The 23,620-nt window shown below is 27.2% G+C and carries 24 protein-coding genes; 19 read left to right on the top strand and 5 right to left on the bottom strand.

What is annotated here, in order from left to right:
* Nucleotides 1-68: 68 nt before the first annotated feature.
* Both brnQ and RWY47_RS03455 read left to right on the top strand, forming a co-directional pair.
* Complete coding sequence (brnQ, locus tag RWY47_RS03460; RefSeq protein WP_021428070.1) at nucleotides 69-1,364, top strand: branched-chain amino acid transport system II carrier protein; 1,296 nt, start codon at nucleotides 69-71, stop codon at nucleotides 1,362-1,364.
* Nucleotides 1,365-1,492: 128 nt separating this feature from the next.
* Entirely contained in the window at nucleotides 1,493-1,939 is a 447-nt protein-coding gene (locus tag RWY47_RS03455) for a MarR family winged helix-turn-helix transcriptional regulator (RefSeq protein ID WP_150841716.1), read from the top strand.
* Nucleotides 1,940-1,989: 50 nt separating this feature from the next.
* On the opposite strand, the gene RWY47_RS03450 is transcribed toward RWY47_RS03455, so the two are convergent.
* Nucleotides 1,990-2,505, bottom strand: a complete 516-nt coding sequence (locus RWY47_RS03450) for an NAD(P)H-dependent oxidoreductase (protein ID WP_224170921.1) — start codon at nucleotides 2,503-2,505, stop codon at nucleotides 1,990-1,992.
* A gap of 317 nt (nucleotides 2,506-2,822) precedes the next feature.
* Between RWY47_RS03450 and RWY47_RS03445 the strand changes: the two genes are divergently transcribed.
* The 10 genes from RWY47_RS03445 to RWY47_RS03400 all read left to right on the top strand — a co-directional run bounded on the left by RWY47_RS03445 (nucleotide 2,823) and on the right by RWY47_RS03400 (nucleotide 11,903).
* A complete protein-coding gene (locus tag RWY47_RS03445) occupies nucleotides 2,823-3,290 on the top strand; it encodes a hypothetical protein (protein ID WP_316030234.1) in 468 nt (155 codons plus the stop codon).
* 493 nt (nucleotides 3,291-3,783) lie between these two features.
* The gene (locus RWY47_RS03440; protein ID WP_224171038.1) at nucleotides 3,784-4,470 is read left to right on the top strand and encodes a polyphosphate polymerase domain-containing protein; all 687 of its coding nucleotides are present in this window, start codon (nucleotides 3,784-3,786) and stop codon (nucleotides 4,468-4,470) included.
* Nucleotides 4,471-4,489: 19 nt separating this feature from the next.
* Complete coding sequence (locus RWY47_RS03435; RefSeq protein ID WP_142729597.1) at nucleotides 4,490-5,179, top strand: DUF4956 domain-containing protein; 690 nt, start codon at nucleotides 4,490-4,492, stop codon at nucleotides 5,177-5,179.
* A 45-nt stretch (nucleotides 5,180-5,224) separates the two neighbouring features.
* Nucleotides 5,225-7,012 (top strand): CotH kinase family protein, encoded by a 1,788-nt coding sequence (locus RWY47_RS03430; protein ID WP_224171039.1) that lies wholly within the window; start codon nucleotides 5,225-5,227, stop codon nucleotides 7,010-7,012.
* Nucleotides 7,013-7,126: 114 nt separating this feature from the next.
* Nucleotides 7,127-7,819 (top strand): PilZ domain-containing protein, encoded by a 693-nt coding sequence (locus RWY47_RS03425; RefSeq protein ID WP_224171040.1) that lies wholly within the window; start codon nucleotides 7,127-7,129, stop codon nucleotides 7,817-7,819.
* Nucleotides 7,820-7,856: 37 nt separating this feature from the next.
* Nucleotides 7,857-8,819, top strand: a complete 963-nt coding sequence (locus tag RWY47_RS03420; protein ID WP_224171041.1) for a YbgA family protein — start codon at nucleotides 7,857-7,859, stop codon at nucleotides 8,817-8,819.
* An 85-nt stretch (nucleotides 8,820-8,904) separates the two neighbouring features.
* A complete protein-coding gene (locus RWY47_RS03415) occupies nucleotides 8,905-9,678 on the top strand; it encodes a sulfite exporter TauE/SafE family protein (protein WP_224171042.1) in 774 nt (257 codons plus the stop codon).
* A gap of 158 nt (nucleotides 9,679-9,836) precedes the next feature.
* Nucleotides 9,837-10,178, top strand: a complete 342-nt coding sequence (locus RWY47_RS03410; protein ID WP_021428057.1) for a zinc ribbon domain-containing protein YjdM — start codon at nucleotides 9,837-9,839, stop codon at nucleotides 10,176-10,178.
* Between the two features lie 209 nt (nucleotides 10,179-10,387).
* The gene (locus RWY47_RS03405) at nucleotides 10,388-11,107 is read left to right on the top strand and encodes a DeoR/GlpR family DNA-binding transcription regulator (RefSeq protein ID WP_021428022.1); all 720 of its coding nucleotides are present in this window, start codon (nucleotides 10,388-10,390) and stop codon (nucleotides 11,105-11,107) included.
* Between the two features lie 181 nt (nucleotides 11,108-11,288).
* The gene (locus tag RWY47_RS03400; RefSeq protein WP_025163036.1) at nucleotides 11,289-11,903 is read left to right on the top strand and encodes a DUF488 domain-containing protein; all 615 of its coding nucleotides are present in this window, start codon (nucleotides 11,289-11,291) and stop codon (nucleotides 11,901-11,903) included.
* A 72-nt stretch (nucleotides 11,904-11,975) separates the two neighbouring features.
* Here the strand turns inward: RWY47_RS03400 and RWY47_RS03395 are convergent, their stop codons facing one another.
* Together RWY47_RS03395 and RWY47_RS03390 are read right to left on the bottom strand one after the other, a co-directional pair.
* On the bottom strand, nucleotides 11,976-12,950 hold the full coding sequence (locus RWY47_RS03395; RefSeq protein WP_142729605.1) for an L-threonine 3-dehydrogenase: 975 nt from the start codon (nucleotides 12,948-12,950) through the stop codon (nucleotides 11,976-11,978).
* Between the two features lie 28 nt (nucleotides 12,951-12,978).
* Nucleotides 12,979-14,190, bottom strand: a complete 1,212-nt coding sequence (locus tag RWY47_RS03390; protein ID WP_025163034.1) for a glycine C-acetyltransferase — start codon at nucleotides 14,188-14,190, stop codon at nucleotides 12,979-12,981.
* A gap of 253 nt (nucleotides 14,191-14,443) precedes the next feature.
* Between RWY47_RS03390 and RWY47_RS03385 the strand changes: the two genes are divergently transcribed.
* Nucleotides 14,444-15,100 (top strand): YitT family protein, encoded by a 657-nt coding sequence (locus RWY47_RS03385; RefSeq protein ID WP_224171043.1) that lies wholly within the window; start codon nucleotides 14,444-14,446, stop codon nucleotides 15,098-15,100.
* Nucleotides 15,101-15,117: 17 nt separating this feature from the next.
* Here the strand turns inward: RWY47_RS03385 and RWY47_RS03380 are convergent, their stop codons facing one another.
* Nucleotides 15,118-15,756: a superoxide dismutase gene (locus RWY47_RS03380; RefSeq protein ID WP_051391443.1), complete on the bottom strand. Its 639-nt coding sequence runs from the start codon at nucleotides 15,754-15,756 to the stop codon at nucleotides 15,118-15,120.
* A gap of 198 nt (nucleotides 15,757-15,954) precedes the next feature.
* Here RWY47_RS03380 and RWY47_RS03375 point away from each other — a divergent pair, with 198 nt between their 5' ends.
* The 5 genes from RWY47_RS03375 to RWY47_RS03355 all read left to right on the top strand — a co-directional run bounded on the left by RWY47_RS03375 (nucleotide 15,955) and on the right by RWY47_RS03355 (nucleotide 21,571).
* On the top strand, nucleotides 15,955-17,439 hold the full coding sequence (locus RWY47_RS03375; RefSeq protein WP_224171044.1) for a phytoene desaturase family protein: 1,485 nt from the start codon (nucleotides 15,955-15,957) through the stop codon (nucleotides 17,437-17,439).
* Between the two features lie 520 nt (nucleotides 17,440-17,959).
* Complete coding sequence (locus tag RWY47_RS03370) at nucleotides 17,960-19,009, top strand: efflux RND transporter periplasmic adaptor subunit (RefSeq protein ID WP_224171045.1); 1,050 nt, start codon at nucleotides 17,960-17,962, stop codon at nucleotides 19,007-19,009.
* The gene (locus RWY47_RS03365; protein ID WP_224171046.1) at nucleotides 19,002-19,682 is read left to right on the top strand and encodes an ABC transporter ATP-binding protein; all 681 of its coding nucleotides are present in this window, start codon (nucleotides 19,002-19,004) and stop codon (nucleotides 19,680-19,682) included. The genes RWY47_RS03370 and RWY47_RS03365 overlap by 8 nt, the downstream gene beginning before the upstream one ends.
* A gap of 2 nt (nucleotides 19,683-19,684) precedes the next feature.
* Nucleotides 19,685-20,923 (top strand): ABC transporter permease, encoded by a 1,239-nt coding sequence (locus tag RWY47_RS03360; RefSeq protein ID WP_021428039.1) that lies wholly within the window; start codon nucleotides 19,685-19,687, stop codon nucleotides 20,921-20,923.
* Nucleotides 20,924-20,944: 21 nt separating this feature from the next.
* Nucleotides 20,945-21,571, top strand: coding sequence for a YIP1 family protein (locus RWY47_RS03355; RefSeq protein ID WP_025161803.1), 627 nt, complete (start codon nucleotides 20,945-20,947; stop codon nucleotides 21,569-21,571).
* Nucleotides 21,572-21,617: 46 nt separating this feature from the next.
* On the opposite strand, the gene RWY47_RS03350 is transcribed toward RWY47_RS03355, so the two are convergent.
* Nucleotides 21,618-22,343, bottom strand: a complete 726-nt coding sequence (locus RWY47_RS03350) for a tRNA 2-thiocytidine biosynthesis TtcA family protein (protein ID WP_150886720.1) — start codon at nucleotides 22,341-22,343, stop codon at nucleotides 21,618-21,620.
* A 315-nt stretch (nucleotides 22,344-22,658) separates the two neighbouring features.
* Between RWY47_RS03350 and RWY47_RS03345 the strand changes: the two genes are divergently transcribed.
* Nucleotides 22,659-23,612, top strand: coding sequence for a carbohydrate kinase family protein (locus tag RWY47_RS03345; protein ID WP_025161801.1), 954 nt, complete (start codon nucleotides 22,659-22,661; stop codon nucleotides 23,610-23,612).
* Nucleotides 23,613-23,620: the final 8 nt, after the last annotated feature.

Raw genomic sequence — 23,620 nt, 5'->3', positions numbered from 1 at the left:
AAGTTTAACATATAATTAAGTAATTTAATAATTAGATATTGCCTATAAAATTAATACAGGGGGTTTTTATGAAAAAACAAAGTGTAGATACTGTAGTTGTAGGATTTGCCTTATTCGCCATGTTCTTTGGGGCAGGAAACTTAATATTTCCACCATATTTAGGAGTTGTATCTGGAGAGCACTGGATGTTAGGTTTCAGTGGATTTATTATCGCTGATGTAGGATTAGCTTTATTAGCGATATTAGCAGCTGCTAAATGTGATGGAGACATAAGTAGGGTTTTATCAAGAAGTGGGAAAACATTATCTATAATACTAGCAACAGCAATCATGATTTGCTTAGGACCACTTTTAGCTATACCTAGAACAGGAGCAACAACATTTGAAATGGGAATACAACCTATTTTTGGAGGTTTTAGTCCGATATTATTTTCTATAATATTTTTCGGGTTAACATTGATACTTACAATAAAACCATCTAAAGTTGTGGATATAATAGGGCAGTACTTAACACCAGCATTATTAATAGCTTTAATATTTCTAATTATAGTAGGTATTGTATCTCCTCTTGGAAATTTAAATGAACCAGCAACTATAGATGCAATATTTGCAGAGGGTATAGGTCAAGGATATCAAACAATGGATCCACTTGGAGCTATAGCTTTATCAGCAGTTGTTATAATGTCGCTTGTTCAAAAAGGATACACTGAGGAATCTGATAAAATTAAATTAACTTTACGAGCTGGTTTAGTTGCAGGTGTAGCTTTAATTATAGTATACGGAGGACTTACTTATTTAGGATCTTCAGTTGCTCATCAATTTAAAGGTGTAAATCCAAGCGATATAAATCAAACAGCTTTAATCGTAAGTATAACAGAACAGTTATTAGGTCAACCTGGTAAAATTGTATTAGCAATAATCGTAGCATTAGCTTGTTTAACTACATCTATAGGGCTTGTTTCAGCTACGGCTCAATATTTTACTAAACTATCAAATGGAAAAGTAAAATATGAAACTATAGTTATTGCAGTATGTATATTCAGTGCGGTAGTAGCAAACTTTGGAGTTAGTACAATAATAAAATTCTCAGCACCTATATTATCAATTATTTACCCAGCAACAATAGTATTAGTATTAATGACACTATTTAATAATAAAATTAAAAATGATAATGCATTTAAATGTGCAACTTATGTAGCTTTAATAGTAAGTGTACTTACAGTTTTAAGTAGTAAAGGTATAAATGTACCGTTTGTAAATGAATTGCCGTTTGCAAAAATAGGATTTAACTGGATTTTACCAGTTGTAATTGCAGGTATAGTTGGAAATTTTATACCATCAAAAAAAGCAAATAAAGCTCAATAAATAAAAACAAAAGAATATCTATTTTAATAGATATTCTTTTGTTTTTTTGTTTATAAGTAGCTTTACCTTGACAATATATTTTTTTATATATAGGATAAAATTATAATCTAATAAAAAAAGGTGATAGCATGAAATATAGAAAAGATAAAGGATTAGCCTTTTTGATAAATGCGACAGATAAAATTATAATGAATAATTTTGTAAGAAAGCTAAAAAATAATGGTATAAATATTACTTTTGAGCAGTTTACTATATTAACTATGCTTTGGGATAATGAAAATTTATGCCAATATAATTTAGCACAGCTTACAAATAGAGATCAAGCAAGTACATCTAGGCTGATAAATACTTTAATAAAAAATGAATTAATAATAAGACAATGTTGTCCTTCGGACAAAAGAATAAATCGCATTAAGTTGACTGAAAAAGGGGAACTTTTGAAGGAGCCTGTAGAGTCTATAGCTAGAGAATGTTTTGAAGAGGCAGTTAATGGTATTTCTAAGGAAGAAATAGAACAAGGGATGAAGTTTTTAACAAAGATAGCTGAGAATTTAAATAATATTAATTCTAAATAATTATATAAAAAAGAGAATAGTTAAAACTATTCTCTTTTTTATATAATTATTTAGTTTAAGATATCTTTCAATTTATCTGCACTTTTATTTATATCTTCTTCACTTAATAAATGAGTTGCGTAAAGAACAAAAGCAGGTCGGTAGTTCATACCAGTGAATTTTGCCATTGCTTCATATGTTTTAGTTAATTCACTTATAGTGAAGTGTTGAGCTCCGCCAGCTTGGTAAGATTGTTCTTGACCTCCAGCAGAAATTACTAATCTGAATTCTTTTCCTTTTAAACTGTCTCCATTAGGTCCATGAGAGAAACCAAATGCAAATACAGAATCCATCCATTGTTTTAGTAATGAAGGTGCGTTATACCAGTGGAATGGGAATTGAAAAACTATTCTATCATGAGCTTTAACTAATTCTTGCTCTCTTTTTACATCTATTTTGCCATCTGGGTAAGATTTATAAATTTCATTTATTGTTATATTATCACTATTTTCTAATTGATTTTTCCAAGCTTTATTTACTTTTGAACCATCCATATTAGGATGAGCTATAATTACTAATGTTTTCATTTTAATGTCTCCAATCTTATTTTAAATTAAATACTTGTTTATGCAAGTAATTCATATTGAGTATTATAAAATTAAATACTTGTTTATGCAAGTACTTTTTTAAAAAAATAAAAATATTAGTATGAATTAGAGCTAATATTTTAAATTATATTAAAATACCCTATTATATAGGGAGTTCATTTTGAACTAAAAACTTTTTTAGTTAATTTGTTATGAACTTTGACAATATAGCACACATTTCGACATGGATACATATTATAAACTAGAGGTTCTTTAATAAGAATTTCTTAATATTTATATAATGGAGAGATATGAAAATGATTTATTCAAATAAATGTAAAGAAGAAAACTACAAATGGAATAAATGTCATAAATGCTATGACTGGGACGAATGGAATAAGTATTATAAATGGGATAATTGTGATAAGTGTTACGGATATGAAAACGATGATAAGTGTCATGAGCATAAAAACTGTGACAAGTATTATGGATATGAAAATTGCGATAAGTGTCATGAGCATAAAAATTGTGACAAGTATTATGGATATGAAAACTGCGATAAGTGTCATGAACATAAAAACTGTGACAAGTATTATGGATATGAAAACTGCGATAAGTGTCATGAGCATAAAAACTGTGACAAGTATTATGGATATGAAAACTGCGATAAGTGTCATGAACATAAAAACTGTGACAAGTATTATGGATATGAAAACTGCGATAAGTGTTATGAGCATAAAAACTGTGACAAGTGCAATAAGTATAATAACTATGGTAAATGCTAGGAACAAAGAAACTGCATAGATAAATATAATACTTTTGAGAGCTTAAAGGTAGTGGCATATTAAATGCAACATTAACAAAAATAGATAAATTCTTTTATGATTTTGCAGATTATATTTTTATGTAAGGTATTAATAAATATTTTTGAAGGTTATAAATATGAATTTTTTTGAATTACTTTTATAAATTTACTGAGGACTATGATAATAAGTTTCATAGTCCTTTTCAATTATAATTTTTTATTACTATCAAAAATATTATTTGATTTATATATATTTAAACTTCTTAGTGTAAATTGGGAGACTAATATGGATAAAAATATGACTAGAGAGATAAATTGGTAAAGTAAAGCACAGGAAGATTATACAAAGTGGAAAATTATAAAATTTTATAAAACAAATACTGTATTTTGTAATATTAATACAGTTTTTTTATTTTAGGAAATTTTAAGTTTATTTATATAATATTAATTTCAAGCAGATAGGGGGTGAAATTATGAAAGAAAAAAAGTTTAGACATGAAATTAAACACTATATAAACACATCAGATTACTTAGCTATTAAAAATAGATTAACTCAAATAATGAGTTTAGATAAAAATGCTAATGAAAAAAAGGAATATAAAATTAGAAGTCTTTATTTTGATAACTTTAGAGATAAAGTTCTTATGGAAAAAATCAATGGAATAAGTGTGAGAGAAAAATTTAGGCTAAGATACTACAACGATGATCACTCTTTTATTAAGTTAGAGAAAAAGTCAAAAGTCAATGGATTATGTTCTAAAGATAGCGAATTAATAACCAAGGAAGAATGTGAGAACTTAATTAAAGGAGATATAGATTTTTTAATCAAAAGCAACAAGCCTTTATTTATTGAATTTTATTCCAAAATTAAGTCAGAGTTGTTAAGACCTAAAAGTATAGTTGATTACACAAGAGAAGCTTATGTATATAAGATGGGAAATGTAAGAATAACATTTGACAAAAAAATTAAAACAGGAATTCAAAGTACTAATTTATTTGATAACAATTTACCCACTATAGGGTCTATAGATAAGGATGTAATAGTTTTAGAAGTTAAGTTTGATGAATATATACCAGAGATAATACAAGATATCATACAAACTAATAACCGTAGAGCGACTGCCATTTCAAAATATGCAGCATCTAGAATATATGGATAAAAATTAGGAGGAAAAAATAATGTCTAATCAAACAGTAAATTTTAGTGATATTTTTAAATCAAGTTTTATTGAAAAAATGACATCAATATCATTTTTAGATATGTTAATAGCGATGTCGCTTGCATTTGTGTTAGGGTTATTTATAATGCAAGTTTATAAAAAAACATTTAAGGGAGTTATGTACTCATCAACATTTAGCATGTCTTTAATGGCTCTTACATTAATTACAACATTAATTATATTAGGTGTTACGTCTAATGTCGTACTTTCATTAGGTATGGTTGGTGCGTTATCTATAGTTCGTTTTAGGAGTGCAGTAAAGGAACCTATGGATATAGCATTTTTATTTTGGTCAATTAGTGAAGGAATAGTATTAGGAGCAGGATTGATACCACTAGCTGTGTTAGGAGCTATTTTTATAGGGATTATAATGGTTCTATTTGCAAACAAAGAAACAACTGATAATCCATACATATTAGTTGTAAATTGTGATAGTGACAATAGTGAAAATAAAATATTAGAAAAAGTAGGAAGTAGTGTAAGTAAGTATTGTGTTAAGTCTAAAACTGTTTCACCAACAAATGGAATAGAGATGACAGTTGAAGTTAAGTTGAAGAATATTACAACAAACTTTGTAAATGAAATATCGTGTATAAGTGGAGTTTCGAATGTAGTTTTAGTAAGCTACAATGGAGATTATATGGCTTAAAAGCAATAGTATACTAACTTATTGCAAATAAGGTGGTGAAACAAAATGATAAACGACAAACAAAGTAAATATATATCTGTAATAAGTATTATATTATCTGTAGTATTTATTGTAGTGTCTATATACATACCAAAAAATAAAACTGATATAGAAACTAGTTCTAATATAGAAGATATTTTAGATAAAAATAGTATAACTAGTATAGACATAAAAATTAAAGAAAGTGATTGGAAATGGCTTTTAGAAAATGCAACAAAAGAGGAATATAAAAGTGCGGATGTAACTATAAACGGAGAAACGTTTAATAATGTTGGAATAAGACCTAAGGGTAACTCGAGTTTAACTTCTGTGGCAAATGATAGTACTACGGATAGATACAGTATAAAAATTGATTTTGGACAGTATGTTGATGGACAAACATATCATGGAATTAGAAAATTAGCTTTAAATAATAATATATCTGATGCTACTTATATGAAAGAAGCTATTTCTTATGATATATATAACTTTCTAGGCATAGCAACTCCAGAATATTCTTATACAGACATAAAAATAAATGGTTCTGATTGGGGATTATATTTAGGTGTAGAAGTTATAGATGAAAGGTTTATTGAGAAAAATTATGGAGAAATAAGTGGTAATTTATATAAGCCAGAAACAATGAATATGGGTGGCAATAAGGGTAATAATGGAGAAATACAAAGACCAGATATGGATGGAAACAAGCCACAAATGGGTGATAACCCTCCAAATATGGATGGGAATATTCCTAAAATGGATGAAGTACCTCCAGATATGAATGGAGATGCTCCTAATATTTTACAAAATCAAAATGTTTCACGTGAAGATGAAGATAATGGTGGAGCACCTAAAATGGGAAACAAAGATAGTCAAGGTGCAGATTTAAAATATATAGATGACGATATAGATAGTTATTCGATTTTAAGAGATAGTGCAGTTTTTAAAAATACAACAGATAAAGATTTCAAAAACATTATTGATTTAATGGAAAGTCTAAAAACTGGCGAAAACATAGAAAATTACTTAAATGTTGATGAAGTTTTAAAATATTTTGCAGTGAATACATTTTTAGTTAATTTGGATAGTTATTCAGGAGGAATGTATCATAATTACTATCTATATGAAAAAGATGGAGTATCTGAAATATTGCCATGGGATTTAAATATGTCATTCGGAGGATTCGCTGTTAAGGAGGGGGAAAAAGCTATAAACTTCCCAATTGATTCACCTGTTACAGGTAATTTAGAAGATGCTCCTCTTATAGGTAAACTTTTAGAAAATGATGATTATAAAGAGATTTATCATAAATATTTAAAACAAATATCAGATAATTATTTTAGCAGTGGAACATTTAACAATAGAGTTACTCAGATAAATAAATTAATTAGTAATTATGTAAAAAAAGATGCTACTGCATTTTATAATTATGAAGAATATAAAACTGGAGTAACTGAACTTTTAACTTTTGGAAAAGATAGAGTTAAGAGCGTTCAGGCTCAATTAAATGGAGAACAATCATCTACAGAATACGGAAATGTAGTAACAACTTTAAATTTACCTGCATTAGGGCAACAAAATATGGGGAAAAATAAAGATATAAACAAAAAAGATCAAGCTGACGGAAATAATCAAGAAAAGCCTCAAGAAGCTATAAATAATGAGAATAAAAATGATAATAAGCAGATGATGCCCCCAAATATGAAAAATAATAAACAAAACAGATGGATTTATTATGGGGTTTCAATTATAAGTTTAATTATGTTATTAATTTCAATAATGTTTATTGCTAAATACAAAAGAAAAAGATATTAAATAAAGAGCTAGGAGAGTAGAATCTCCTAGCTTTTTATTTAAGTTATTTACAATATAAATATAAATTATTATACTGAACTTGGGTGATTTAGAAATGAACTAGGGGGATAAGTTATGTTTAATTTATTTAGTAAAAAATCAGAAAAAAATTTAGAAAAATCTATTGTTAGATATGAAGAAAGATTAAAGGCTATGGATTTAAGTATAAGGACTTTATATAAAGGACGAATTTATACAAGTTATGTGGAGAGTATTAAAGATAAAGAAATCATATTTAGATGTCCTATTGATCAATATGAAATTGTTAGATTTGAAAATAAAAGCACTATACAAGTAGATTTAATAAATCAAATAGAGCTATTTAAAACTAAAATATTAATTACGGAAAAAATAATAAGAGAAGATATATGTTTTTATAAAGGATTAATAATTTCTCCAATTGAAAAGAAAGAAAGACGAAAAAATCATAGATTGCCAATAATAATAGACTGCAAGTTTAAAACTGAGGAATTAAAAAATATTGAATATGATGCTAATACATTAAATTTAAGTTGTAGTGGAATGTTGATGGAAACTTATGAAGATATGCCCATAAATAAAAAAATAGAATTAAAAATAGACATAGATGGAAAGTTATATAATATACAAAGTGAAATTATAAAGAAAAGAAGTAATTATGGAAGTGGGAATTACTTATATAATTTAAAGTTTTATAATTTTAAAACAAGACATAAAAATGAAATTTCTAGATTTGTTTTTGATCATTTAAATTATATAGGTGTTACGAATTCAAAATGTAGAGCTTAAATAATTACTATATAATTTGATTTGGGGGTAATAAAAAATGGAAAAGAAAAAACCATTAGTATTAATAAGTAGGTGTATAGAGCATGAACATTGTAGATACGATGGAAGTATGGTAAAAGATAAATTTATAGAAAAACTAAAAGAACATGTTGATTTTATTGATATATGTCCAGAAATGGAAATAGGACTTAAGTGTCCTAGAGAAGCTTTAAGATTAGTTGAAAAAGAAGAGAAAATATTATTATTAAATTCAAAAACAGGAGAAGATTTTACTTTAAATATGAATGATTTTTCTAATAGTTTTTTAAATTCGATACAAGATAAGAAAATAAATGGAGTTATTTTAAAAAGCAAATCTCCGTCATGCGCTATAAAAGATAGTAAAATTTATAATGATTTTGGAAAAGTAGCGCCTTTACCTAAAAAAGTGAGTGGATTGTTTTCAGGGGATTTAATTGAAAGGTTTACGGATATTGCTATAGAAGATGAAGGAAGGCTTAGTAATTTTAATATAAGAGAGCATTTTTTAACTAGGATTTTTGTGGATTTAGATTTTGAAAGTGTAATAGAGGCAAAGTCAGTTAAAAGTTTAATAGATTTTCAAAGTGATTATAAGTATTTATTAATGGCTTATAGTCCTTCAAAACAAAAAGAATTAGGTAGGATTGTAGCAAAAGCTAATAAAAAAAATATAGAAGATAGCTTGTTAGAATATAAAATTATATTGAGAAGCGCTTTAAGTAATAGAACAAACAAAGGAAGAAATGTTAATATGCTATTACATTTGCTAGGATATTTTTCAGATTCGTTATCAAAAGAAGAAAAATCTTTTTTCTTAGATTCACTACAAATGTATCAAGAAGAAAAAGTACCTTTTTTAGTGCCTTTATCAATTATTAAATCATGGTCGTTAAGATTTAATAATGAATATTTATTAAGACAGAAAATATTTGAAGCATTTCCGACGGATTTATTAGAACTTAAAGACTCTGGAAAGTAATTAAAAATTTTAGTGATTTAAAATATAGGGTATAAAACAGTTAACTAGAATCACAAAGTTAAAATATTGTATAGGAGTAGGTAAAATGCAAATTATATATTTTTTAGTGGCACTTTTTTCAACTATATTAGGTTCTTCAGCAGGTCTTGGAGGCGGTATAATTATTAAACCTGTCTTAGACTCACTAGGAGATTATGCACTTCCAACAATAAATTTACTATCATCTTCAACAATATTTATAATGTCTATAGTAACTGTATTCTACCAGTTAAAGAAAAAAGATAAAATAAATCCTAAAAATACTATAGTAGTTGCAACTGGATCTGTAGGAGGAGGAATAATAGGTCAAAAGCTTATGAGTTTTATATTATCAAAAGATATTAATATAGGTTTAATTAATAATATACAAAGTATAATTATAATAATATTATTAATATCAGTATTTTTATATATGAGAAATAAAGATAATATAAAATCTTATAAAATCAATAATATCTTAGCAATTGGGTTGTTAGGTTTATTCTTAGGTGCAATATCTGCATTTTTAGGAATTGGAGGAGGACCAATAAATGTAGCTGCATTTACAATACTATTTTCTATGACAGCTAATGAAGCTGCTAGAAATTCAATTTTAGTTATATTTTTCTCTCAAGGATCTAAAATTATTTCAATTGCAGTAACTACAGGGTTTTCAAGTTATAATTTGGACATGCTACCATATATGCTTGTAGGAGGAGTATTGGGAGGTATTATTGGATATAAAATAAATAAAGCTGTTTCTGAAAAATCTATAATTAAAATTTTTAATAGTGTAACTTTATCTATAATTTTATTAAATTTATATAATATCTTTAAATAGATTTGTATATTTAGAAATATAATGAATTTATGAGTTAAATAACCGAATATATCGTTTTTTAAGGTTAAATTGGATGAAAATTTGTAAATATGATAAGACTATGATATTATATATACCTATGAATGATTAGGAATAAAATTGTGAACGGAGGAATAAATATGGAAAATTTACCAAATTGCCCAAAATGTAATTCAGAATATACTTATCAAGATGGAAGTCTTTTAGTTTGTCCAGAATGTGCACATGAATGGAATCCAGAAGATTCTGCTGAAAAAGAAGTTGTTATAAAAGATGTAAACGGAAATGTATTAAACGATGGAGATGCTGTAACAGTAGTTAAAGATCTTAAAGTAAAAGGAAGTTCATCTTCTATAAAAATAGGAACAAAGGTAAAGAGTATACGTTTAGTTCCAGATGCAGCAGATGGACATGATATAGAATGTAAAATAGATGGTTTCGGAGCTATGAAATTAAAATCTAGCGTTGTTAAAAAAGCATAGTTAAAATTAAAAAGCACTAATCTTTTAAGATTAGTGCTTTTTAATTTATAAATATAATAATAAAAATATCACGCTAAGAATTAACTTATAACGCTATTTATATCATTAATATTATATTTTTAGTATAATATAAGAATAAATAAGAATCAATAAAAAATAATAATAAATAATAAATAATAATAATAAGTAAAATAAAGAGGTGAAAACATTTGTTTCTAGAGGAAAGATATGAAAACATTGTAAGTATAATTAAAAAGAATGGAAGAGTAAAGGTTAAAGAGTTATCGAAATTATTCGAGGTTACAGAAGATTGTATAAGAAAAGATTTAAAAGAATTAGAATCTAGAGGTTATTTAATAAGAGTATATGGAGGGGCAATTGCTCAAAAAAACCATATAGATATCAAGAATATTGATGAAAGAAAAAATATAAATACTCAAGAGAAAAAATTAATTGCATTAAAGGCAATTGATTTAATAGAAAATAAAGATATAGTTTTTTTGGATGTTTCAACAATTAACTTAGAAATTGCAAAAGAGTTAAATAATACTAATAAAACAATTACTGTTGTAACAAACATGATAGAAATTGTGCTAGAACTAAGAATGAATAATAATATAAAAGTTATTTGTATTGGAGGAGAATTTAATAAAGAAATAGGAGCTATAGTAGGAGCGGCAGCTGATAGATATATTAGAAAATTTGCATACGATAAAGCTTTTATAGGATTAGGTGGAATTAATAAAGAAACTGGATATGTAAGTACAATATATTTAGAAGATGGAGATACAAAGAAAACAATAATAGAATGTTCAACGAAAATATATTTAGTTATGGAAAAAGAAAAATTTAACTATGATGAGTTTTATAAATTTGCAACTTTAGAAGAAATAACAGCTATAATTACAGAAGATAGAGTTATAGATTAACTAAAGGGATGTTAAATTTAGTAAGTATAAAAATTGACTATATATTAAAAAATAAGTGCGAATCAGTATCTATTATGAGCATAGAAGCAATTTACTAAAAAATTATGTGAATGCAGATGTATTAAGCACTAATATATTTAAAATAGTATTTTATTAGATTATGCCTAAGGAGGATGAAGTTATGGAAATTTTTGCAATTGGACATTCAAACTACCCTTATGGAAAATTTATTGAGATGATTAAAAAGTATAATATTAACTGTATTGTTGATATAAGGGAAACACCATATTCTAAATATAATGTACAGTACAACAAAGAATATTTTAGAGAAACCTTAAAAAAAGATGGATATACATATATTTATATGGGTGAAGAATTTGGAGCTAAAAGAGGAAGTAAGGAATCATATAACAATGAAGGATATGCAGATTTTGATAAAGTTGTAAAAGAGGATATATTTTTGAGCGGAGTAAAACGAATCAAAAACGGAATAGATAAGGGATATAGAATAGTATTATTAGGAGCAATGCAAGAACCTATAAGATGTCATAGAAGTATTATGGTAGGTAGATTTTTAAAAAATGAGGGCTTAGATGTTAAGTACATATTACATGAAGGAACTTTAGCTACCCAAGATGATATAGAGGAAGATTTACTTAATAAGTATTTTGAAGATAGAAATCAAATTAGCATAGATAGCTTAATAGGAAAAGGGCAAAGTAAGCAAGATATGATAGAACAAGGATACAAGTTAGCTAATAAGGATATTGGATATAGAACGGAAAATATTAAGTAAATAAAATATAAGCTGCCTAAGTATATGTAATATTGATTATAAAAATTTAGAGGCAGCTTATTTAATTATATTCTAAACGTTATGAACACGTTCTTTACCGATACCCTTTTCACTTAATTTTTGTAGCATATCTATAGTCATTTTTCTTAAATCATATTCAAACTTGAAGCCCCATTCATTAACAGCACAAGATGGGTCTATAGAGTTAGGCCAAGACTCAGCTATAGATTGACGAACTGGATCAACATTGTAGCTAAATTCAAACTCAGGCATATTCTTTTTAATCTCAGCTGCTATTTCTTCAGGAGAGAAGTTCATAGCTGTTATATTGAATGCATTTCTATGAATCAATTTGGAACTATCAGCTTCAAGAAGGTCAACAACAGCTTGAAGAGCGTCTGGCATATACATCATATCCATTTTAGTACCCTCAGCTATAAATGATTCATATTTCTTATTTTTTAAAGCCTCGTAGTATATATCAACAGCGTAATCAGTTGTTCCACCACCAGGAGGAGTTACATATGAGATAAGTCCAGGGAATCTTACACTTCTTGTGTCTACCCCAAATTTATGGAAGTAGTAATCAGATAATAATTCTCCTGAAACCTTAGTTACTCCATACATAGTATTTGGTCTTTGTATAGTATCTTGAGGAGTTAAATCTTTTGGAGAGTTAGGTCCAAATGCAGCTATAGAGCTAGGAGCGAATAGTGTAGCGCTAGTTTCTTTAGAAACTTCTAAAGCATTTACTAAACCACCCATATTTAATTTCCATGCAAATTGAGGTTTTTGTTCTCCTACTGCAGATAATAAAGATGCAAGATGTATTATAGTATCTGCATTGTGTTTTTTAGCTAGTTTTCCCATAGCTTCAACATCCATAACATCTAAAGTTTCAAATAAACCATTATTTACAACTTCACTTTCTTCTATTGAGCGAACATCAGTAGCTAAAACGTTGCTCACTCCATATTCCTTTCGAAGTTTTGATGTTAACTCAGAACCTATTTGACCAAGAGCTCCAGTAATAAGAATTTTTTTCATATAATTACCCCCTACAAAATTAAAAAATTTATTTAATAACTCCTAATTCTTTTCCTACTTTTTCATAAATACTTAAAGCATCATCTAACATTTCTTTTGTATGAGCAGCTGTTGGCATATTTCTAACCCTTCCTGTGCCTTTAGGAACAGTAGGGAATACTATTGATTTAGCATAAACACCTTCTTCTAGGAGCCTTTTACTAAATAATTGAGTTTTGGCTTCATCCCCGATAATACATGGAGTTATAGGTGTTTGACTATTTCCTATATTAAATCCTAAAGATTTTAATCCATCTTTAAGGTAATTTCCATTTTCCCAAACTTTTTGAACTAAAGTATCATCGTTCATAAGTATATTTATAGATTCGGTACAAGCAGCAGCAGCCCCAGGAGTAAGAGATGTTGAGAATAAGAAAGGTCTACCTCTCACCTTTAACCAATCTATTAAATCTTTAGAACCTGCAACATATCCACCGACAACACCTATAGCTTTAGATAGTGTTCCTATTTGGAAGTCAACTTTATCTGATAGACCAAAGTGCTTGCAAGTTCCAGCTCCTTTTCCCGTAACTCCAGAACCATGAGCATCATCAACATAAGTAATTAAGTCAAATTCTTCAGCTATTTCAACTATTTCAGGAAGTTTAGCTATATCTCCATCCATAGAAAAAACTCCATCAGTTATAACCATTATCTTTTTATATAATCCGCTTTCCTGAGCTTGTTTAGCTTTTTCCCTTAAATCATTCATATCTGAGTGTTTAAATCTTATTATTTTAGATCCAGAAAGTTTGCATCCATCTATTATTGATGCATGGTTAAGTTCATCTGATAAAATTGCATCGTTTTTATCCATGACAGCTTGAATAGCTCCCATATTGCAGTTAAATCCAGATTGGAATGCTATAGCTGATTCTGTACCCTTGAATTTAGCTATAGTACTTTCTAAAATATCATGGATTTCTAAAGTACCATTTATAGTTCTTACTGCTCCAGCCCCAGCTCCATATTTTTCTGTAGCCTCAATGGTAGCATTTATCAATTTTTTATTTGTAGCTAGTCCAAGATAATTGTTAGATGAAAGGTTAATTAGATGTTTTCCATTTATTTGAATGATAGGACCATTAGAACTTTGAAGAGAATCGATTTTGTTATATAGACCCTTAGATTTTAAATCATTAAGATTTTCGTTAAGAAAAGTGGATAGGGCCTTACTTTTTGAACTTATATCTAAACTCATAATTTATCCCCCTAATATAAATTTGTACTAATATAATTTTAAGTTTCAATATTAAAGATTGTAAATGATAATCGAAAATCAAATTTTCTAAAAAAATAACAAAAATAAACAGCATGCATTATAAATGGGAGTTTTTTTATAAAATATAAAAAAATATACAAAAATGCTAAGACTTTTACTACCAAAAACATTAAAAATTTGATATTCTAATAATTGCGTTTAAAAACATTGACAACGAAGGAAGGTCTTAAACATGAAAAAATCAGATTTTATTAAAGGATTACAAGAATATATTGTTGTAACGATAGGAGTAATCTTAGTTGCTATTGGGATACAGTACTTTTTTGCACCTAATGATATAGCTGGAGGAGGGCTTAGTGGTTTAGCTCTTATAATAAATCATTACGTACCTAGTGTATCTATGGGGATTATAATATTTATAGGTAACTTAATACTGTTTGCAATATCATTTATTTTAATAGGTGGAGATTTTGGATTAAAAACAATATATGCAAGTTTTATGTTGTCTGTAGTAATAGATTTTATGGATAAAATTTTAAACTCAACAGCTTTAACTACAAATTTACTAGCGGCTGTAATAGTAGGGACATTAGTAACAGCTATAGGTCTAGCCATGGTTTTTGCAACGAACGCATCTACTGGAGGTACAGACATTTTAGCTAAGATATTAAATAAATACACTACATTTAATATAGGAATATCACTTTTAATAGTAGATTTATTTGTTGCTATAATGGGAGGATTCACTTTTGGACTTCAAAAAGGAATATATTCTATGTTAGTTATAGTTTTAAATGGAGTATTGATAGATAGAGTAATAGAAAAAATAGAGAAAAAGAAAAATATTAAAGAACAAGAGAATGAAGAAAAATTAGAAGAAGTAGCATAATTAATGCTACTTCTTTTTTATTTAGATAAATAGTTTTTATTTGCTTGTTCCCAATTAACTACATTCCACCAATTTTCTATATACTTATTACGCTCATTTTTATATTTAAGATAATATGAATGCTCCCAAAGATCTATAGCTAGTATAGGTTTTATTCCTGATGTAATTGGAGAATCTTGATTTGAAGTAGACATTATAGCTAACTCACCTTCATCATTAGAAACCAACCAAGTCCACCCAGACCCAAATGTATTTAATGCTGATTTATCAAATTTTTCTTTGAAAGATTCGAAGGAACCAAAATCTTTTTCTATAGCTTTTAATAGTTCATCCTTAGCCTGACCACCTTTGTTAGGACTCATTATAGTCCAAAAAAAGTTGTGATTGTAAACTCCACCAGCATTATTAATAATACTTTGTCTTACATCGCGGGGAAGTGTAGTTGGATTAGATAAAAGATGTTCTAAGCTTTTATATTTAACTTCTGGATGAGTGGAAAGTATTTTGTTTAAATTATCTACATATGACTGATGATGTTTATCATGGTGTAAAATCATAGTTTCCTTATCGATATAAGGTTCAAGAGCATCATAAGAATAAGGTAGTGGCTCTAATGTGAACTCTTTATTATCAGGAGTATCGGCATAGGAATTAATGAAAAAAATCGTAAAAAAAGCTAAAAAGCTAAAAAGAATCGTTTTTGTTTTAATAAAAATCACCTCCTAATTGATATTATGCTCATTAGAAAAAAATAAATTTAAAGTTTCCTGGGAAATATAAATTTATATATAAATACATAATTATAAAGTTCAAATTAATGGAAATAATATTAAGTAAAGTAAGGAGGGAAAAATATGAAGGAAGTTACAGTAATTGGAGCAGGAATAGGTGGACTAACAACAGGAATAAGATTATTAAAAAATGGTTATAGAGTTACTATTTTAGAAAAAGAAAGTACGGTGGGTGGAAAAATAAATCAAATTAAAAATAAGGGTGATAAATTTGATTTAACAGCTAGCATACTGATGACACCTCAAAATTATATTGAGATATTTAATTATGTAAATAAAGATTATTCAAAGTATATAGATTTAGTGAAATTAGATACTATGTATAAAGTTTTTTATCAAGATAATACTAATTATGAATTTTATAGTGATATTTCTAAAACTATAAAATTCTTAGAATCTATAGATTGTAACTTAGGAGTAGATTATTTAAAGTACATATCAAATTCATACAACAAATATATTTTATCAAATGAAAAATTTTTAAATAAACCTATGGAAAATTTAAAAGAAATTTTAAACTTTGAATCTGTAAAAACTGCAATCAAATTAAATCCAATTCCAAGTTCATATAAGTATACGTGTAGATATATAAAAGATAATAAAATAAGAGATTTTTTACTGTTTCAATGTATGTATATAGGAATAGATCCATATGAAAATTCTAATTTATATACTTTAATTCCAGCTATATCACAACTATATGGGCTTTGGTATATTAAGGGAGGAATGTATTCGTATATAAAATCTTTAGAGAAATTATTTTATGAAATGGGTGGGAAAATATACATAAATAAAGACGTAAATGAAATTTTAATAGATAAAGGAGTAGTAAAAGGTGTAAGTACTAGTGATAGAAAGTATTTATCAGATATAGTAGTATGTAATGCAGATTTTCCATATGCAATAAATAAATTAATAAAGGAAGATGTTAATAAAGATAGTTATAAAGATAAAAAAATTGAAAAACTTAAACTTTCATGTTCCACGTTAATCATATATTTAGGATTAAATAAAAAATATAAAAATTTAAAAGTTAATAATATATATATTGGAGAGGATTTTAAAGAAAATATACAAGCAGCTTTTAAAGGTAACTTACCTGAAATTCCTTCTTTTTATATGTATTGTCCTAGCAGAATAGATCATAGTGTATGTGGAGATTCTAAGGAGATTTTAAACATAATGATTAGAGTTCCTAATTTAGAGTATGAGAATATTGAATGGAATGAAAGATTAGTAAAAAATTTTAGAGATAAGGTTATGCAATCGATAACTAAAATTAAGGGGATGGAGGATATAGAAGAAAATATTATTTACGAAAAATACTTAACTCCTAAGGATATGGAAACTAATTTTAATGCCTATAAAGGGTGTGCATTTGGTATAGCTCATAACATTAGTCAGATAGGGTATTTAAGACCACATATAAAATCAAAAAGTGTTAAAAACTTATATTTTATAGGGTCTTCAACTCATCCAGGTAACGGAGCGTCCGTAATAGTAAAAGGAAGTAAATTAATTGCAGATGAGATAATAAAAAATAGTTAGTTATATTAATATGACTAACTATTTTTTATTAAATTTTTAAAATTAGAACATTATGTGTTCTAATTTTAGAACTTCGTATGAGATAATCGCTGAATTCAATTAAGATAAATTTTTTCTTAAGATACTCATTTATTATCTCACTTTTTAACGATAGTATGTTTGCTAAAAGTAAGATTAAAAATCTACACAAAAAAAGTAATTTCAATTTAAGGGTAGTGCTAATTTGAATAAATTAGCATATAAGCGGCACTGCTATTTAAGAACGTTAAATAATATACCTTAGAAATTAGAATTACTTTACATGAATGCTAACATAAAAGTATATATAAAAGTAGAAAGTGGACTAACATTAAGGTTTAGTGGAGTGAAATAACAAAAATATACATTTTACTCCATTAAAACCACGTTTTAGTCCACTTTCTACTTTTATAAAAATGTATATGGTAGTATGAAATTTAAAGATTTATGTAGATTTAAAAAATGGGGATTTAAATTGTAAAGTTAATAGTAGGAGGGAAAAATGAAAAAAAAGCACATAGCTATAGGGTTAGCATTAGTAGTTATTTGGGGAGGAGCCATAGGTTTCTTAGCTTACAAAAGCAAAGATAAAAAAGCTAAGGAAGAGCAAGCCATTAAAAGGTATATAATTCCTGAAAATAAAAAAACTTTTTTCAGTGGAGTTGTAGAACCGTCAAAATCTAAAATTTTCTATAAAGACATAAGTAAGGGTTCAGATTATGAAATAAACAAGAAAAATGGTGAAATTGTAAGTAAAGGAAGTTTGCTTATAACATATAAAAATGAAGAAATAGCAAATCAAATATCAGATTTAGAAGATCAAATATCAGACTTAAAAAAAGAAAAAAATAAAAGTAGTGAACCTAAAAATAATGAAATTCAAAACAATACAGATGCTATGAATCCAAATGTAGGAGCATCAATAGAAGATCAAATAAAAAGTAATAAAAAACAAATAGAGAAACTTAAGAAAAAAGAATATACACATGAATATGCCCCATTTGCAGGAAAAGTTAGTGTTCCAAGTAAAGCAGCAGAGGGTGAAAACCAAGTTTTATTAAAGTTAAGAAGTAATGATTTATATGTAAAAGCACAAGTATCAGAGAGAGATTTAGAAAAGACAAAGTTAAATCAAGATGTAGATATACTAGTATTAGCAAATGACAAAAATGTAAAAGGTGAAATACTTGATATTTCCTACGATCCAGAAGAACAAGTTGTCCCAACAGAGGGAGCAGTATCAACATCTCAAGTTGCTAATTATCCAGTGACAATAAGTTTAGACTCTAAAGAAAATGTAGTAAATGGATATCATGTTCAAGTTAAATTAAAAGATACTGAAAAATTGATAGAGATACCTACTTCAGCTGTTAAGACAGAAGGAAGTAAAAAATATGTTTATTTAATAAAAGATAATAAACTTGTTAAGCAAGATATAAAAACAAAAGGCGAAAAAGGGAAATCAACAATAGTATCATCAGGCTTAAAAGAAAAAGATGAAATTGTAGAAGTTATAAATAGTGAGATGAAAGAAGGTCAGGAAATTGAATAGCTTTATCGAACTTAACAATATACAAAAATACTATGGACTAGGAAAAAATAGATTGCATGTTTTAAAGTCGCTAAGCCTGGAAATTAAGCATGGAGATTTTGTAATGATAATGGGTAAGTCAGGGAGTGGAAAGACAACCTTGTTAAATATTTTAGGTTTTTTAGATAAGTTTGATGAAGGAGAATATATTTTCGATGGAAAAGATGTTACAAATTTAACGGAAGTTGAAAGATCTCATTTTCGTAACAAAAATATAGGGTTTATATTTCAACAATTTCACTTGATAAATAATTTGAATATCTGTCAGAACATAGAACTTCCTCTTCTTTATGATAATAAATTGGGAAAAAAAGAAAGATTAAAAAGAGTTGAAAATAATTTACAAATGGTTGGATTATTAGATAAAATAAAGCAATTTCCAAATGAGTTATCTGGAGGTCAGCAACAACGTATTTCTATTGCACGAGCGCTTATTAATGATCCTCAATTAATATTTGCTGATGAGCCTACAGGTGCATTGGATACTAATACAAGTAATGAAATCATGAACATATTAAGCTCACTAAATAAACAAGGAAAAACTATTGTTATGGTTACTCATGATCCAGACCTAAAAAAATATGCAACAAAAGTGGTATACCTTAAAGACGGTGTTTTTATTGAGGAGGGATAGATATGAGTATAGAAAATTTAATCAAAAGTTCTTTGCTAAGCTTAAAAGCTAACAAATTAAGAGTTTTCTTAACTATGATAGGAATTATTATAGGTATAAGTTCTGTTGTAGTTGTATTATCTATTGGGGATGGACTTAAAGAGCAAGTTTCTAAAACAACAGGAAAAGTAAATGCAAATAAAGTTACTGTAAGTTTTTACTCTGAAAGCCCTGAAGCAGATTTATCGTCTGTTGAACCGTTTATAGAAAATGATATTTATGATTTAAAACATATAGATGGGGTTGAAAAGGTTGAAAAACCAAAGGAACAGGAAAGCTTTGGTTTTGGAAATGGATTATATGGAGAGGTTAATTTTTTAGATAGACATACATCTATAGGAGCTACTCCATATGATGACGACAGTGATAGTATGAGCTTAATTCCGACTCAAAAATCAGATAAAGTTGAATATGGAAGATACTTCGAAAAAAGTGATATAAAAAATGATGTAATAGTATTAACATATCAAAATGCAAAAAAGCTATTTGATGATCCTAAGTTAGCTGTAGGGAAGGCTATAAACTTAAATGGAACAATGTTTGAAGTTATTGGCGTTCAAGAAAAAGGGGAGAGCTTATTTTCAGCTAATGAAGATTTAATACAAAAAGCGTCTATTGATAGAATAAATGAATTACAAAACAAGAATAAGGGAAATGAAATAACTTCTTTAGATGTTTTCATATCACCTGGATATGATTTTGATGCTGTTTCAGAGCAAGTTAAGGAAATGTTACAAGAAAATCATCCAGAAATACATGGAACATATGATGTTTTCAATCCAGGAAGTATAACGGAAGCATTTACTAAAATAATTTCAAGTATAACTATGTTTATTACTCTTATAACAGCTATATCACTATTTGTCGGAGGTATAGGGGTAATGAATATAATGTATGTTTCAGTTACGGAAAGAAAAAGAGAGATAGGAATAAGAAGAGCAATAGGAGCTACTCCGAATTCTATAATGTTGCAATTTTTATTTGAAGCTATGTTTGTAACTTTAATAGGGGGACTATTAGGAATTTTAATAGGATTTGTTTTATCACAAATTGCAGGTATGTTCATGCCATTTAAGCCTGTGGTTACTATAAAAACATTTATAGGTGCATCAGCTACATCTGTAATAGTTGGGATTATATTTGGGATAATACCTGCATACAAAGCATCTAGACTGGATCCTATAAAGGCTATATATAATTAAAAAATAAAAAGGAGAATATATATGAGGGATTTAAAAACATTAATAATACAACCAAAAGAATATTTCAAAGATTTTACAAAGGAAGAATATGAAAGTAAACAACCTATAAAACTAAGATACTGGTTTATAGCTCTTGTAGCTGTAAGTATTTTAAGTGGGGTAGCTATAAATTCACAGATGTCTGACTTAGTAGGTGAGTTAGGCCTTGAAGGTATGGAAAAAACCGGATTTATGGCATTTCAATGGGCGTCATATATTGTAGGACCATTAATATATGCTTTAATATGTGTTAATATATTATACTTTGTAAGTAAAATGTTTATGGGATTTGTTGAAAATGAAGAAATAAAAGATAAGAAATATTTTAAAAGCTTGTTGTATTTAAGATTTATAGCTTTTTATATGGTTTTATGTATTTTATCTTTAATAACAACATTGGTTGTAAGTGATATACAAGCACAAACAATAGCTAGTCAGTTAAATAATATACTTATAAAATTATGGGCTACATATTTCCTATATGGAATATTTAAATATTATTTACAAACTAAAAAACTACATAAAATACTTCCAACGATTTTATACATTTTAACATTGATATTTGCAATAGGAACTATAGTAAAGACTATAATGGCTCCTGCAATGTAAAATATTAAAAATAAAAGCTACTCATTTTGAGTAGCTTTTTTGATTTCTATATATTCTTTATTGTATCTTTATTCCATATAAACAACTGATCTGAGTTATTTAGAGAGTTAAATAAATTTCTTTTAACATTAGGAATATCTAAGTTAAGTTTTTGTATTAGTTCTTTAATATTTTGTCTATTTGTGTGACCATCAGCTGGGCATGGATTTTTAATTACAGGATAATTGAAATCCTTAGTCGCTTTTTTAGTCATATATTCTTCAATATAGACCATAGGTCTTATTATAGTTAAATCTTGTCTATCTAAATAAGTTTTTGGAGAAAAGCAACTAACTCTTCCTTCAAAGAACATAGACATTACAAAAGTTTCAACAGCATCATCTTTATGATGTCCTAAAGCAACTTTATTACATCCAAGTTTTTTTGCTGTATCATTTAAGGCACCACGTCTTAAATTTGCACATAAAGAACATGGATTTTTTTCTTTTCTTATATCAAATATAATTTCTTTTATATTTGTTTGAACCTCATGGAATTCAATACCTAAATTTGAACATAAATCATATAAAGGTGAATTATCAACACCACCTGGGTTTAATGTTATAGCTATAAGTTCGAATTTTTGAGGTGAGAATTTTTTATAATTATTTAAAATATGAAGAAGCGTTAAACTATCTTTACCTCCAGATAACCCAACTGCGATTTTATCTCCATCTTGTATCATATCAAAATCATTTATAGCTTGTCTTGCTTTACTTAATAACTTTTTCATAATATGGATGCCTCCTAAAAGCATAATAGTACTTAAGCATTTATTATATCAAACTAGAATTTTTATAACAATTGTAATAATTTGCATTAAATAAAAAGTATTTTTTTAGTAACAAAACTAGATAATAAAATATATAAGAGAACTGATAAAATTGAAAAAATAAATAAACTAAGAAAACGATATTAATATATTTTATTTGAAAAAATTTTTAGAAAATATTGCAAAACGTCAAAATATGTGCTTTTTTGTCTAGAAAAGGCATATATTTTTATGTTAAAATATGAAAGTGATTCTTATGGGAGGTCGAAGATAAAAATGGCAAATAATAAACAACCATACGCTTTAGTTTTTGGAGTATCAATATTTGATATAATCGGATTTACAAATGATAATTATAGATGTAACGACTCAAATCCAGGAAAAGTTAAAACTTCTTTTGGTGGAGTATGTAGAAACATAGCAGAAAATATGGCTAGAGTAGGAATAAATACAAGGTTCATATCAATATTAGGTGATGACGAAACAGGAAGAAGAATGATGGAACATTCTAAAGTTATGAACTACGATATGGAAGATTCTTTAATAATTAAAGGTGGAAGTACACCTACATACATGGCTGTTTTAAATCATGAAGGAGAACTTGAATCAGCAGTAGTTGATATGAAAGTAACTGACATGTTTACAACAGAGTTTATAGATTCAAAATCAGAGATAATAAAAAATGCTGAATATATGTTTTTAGACTCAGATAAACCTGAAATTGTTGAATATATATTAAAAACTTTTGAAGGGCAAACTAAGTTTATTTTAGACCCTGTGTCTGCTTGTAAAGCTAAGCATATAAAACATTTAATAAAATATTTCCATACAATAAAACCTAATAGATATGAAGCAGAAATAATGTGCGGATTTGAAATAAAATCAGAAGATGATTTAAGAAAAGCTGGTAAACACTTTATAGACTTAGGAATAGAAAATGTATTTATAAGTTTAGATGAAGATGGTATATATTATAATAACGGAACTGAAGAAGGAACTATAAAGGCAAATAATGTTCCTGTTGTAAATGTTACAGGAGCTGGAGATTCATTTGTAGCTGGGCTAGGATATGGTTACATGAGAAACGTAAGTTTAAAAGATACAGTTAAATATGCAGTAGCTATGTCTGTTTTAACTATAGCTCATGAAGATACTATACACCCAGAAATGAGCGATGATGTTGTTTTAGAACATATAGAAAAGCTTAATTGGACGGAAAAAATATATTAGAATTATAA

Source organism: Paraclostridium sp. MRS3W1 (assembly GCF_032465715.1).
Classification (GTDB): domain Bacteria; phylum Bacillota; class Clostridia; order Peptostreptococcales; family Peptostreptococcaceae; genus Paraclostridium; species Paraclostridium dentum.
Note: the sequence above shows the minus strand (reverse complement) of the source record. Positions and strands in the feature narration are given on the sequence as shown.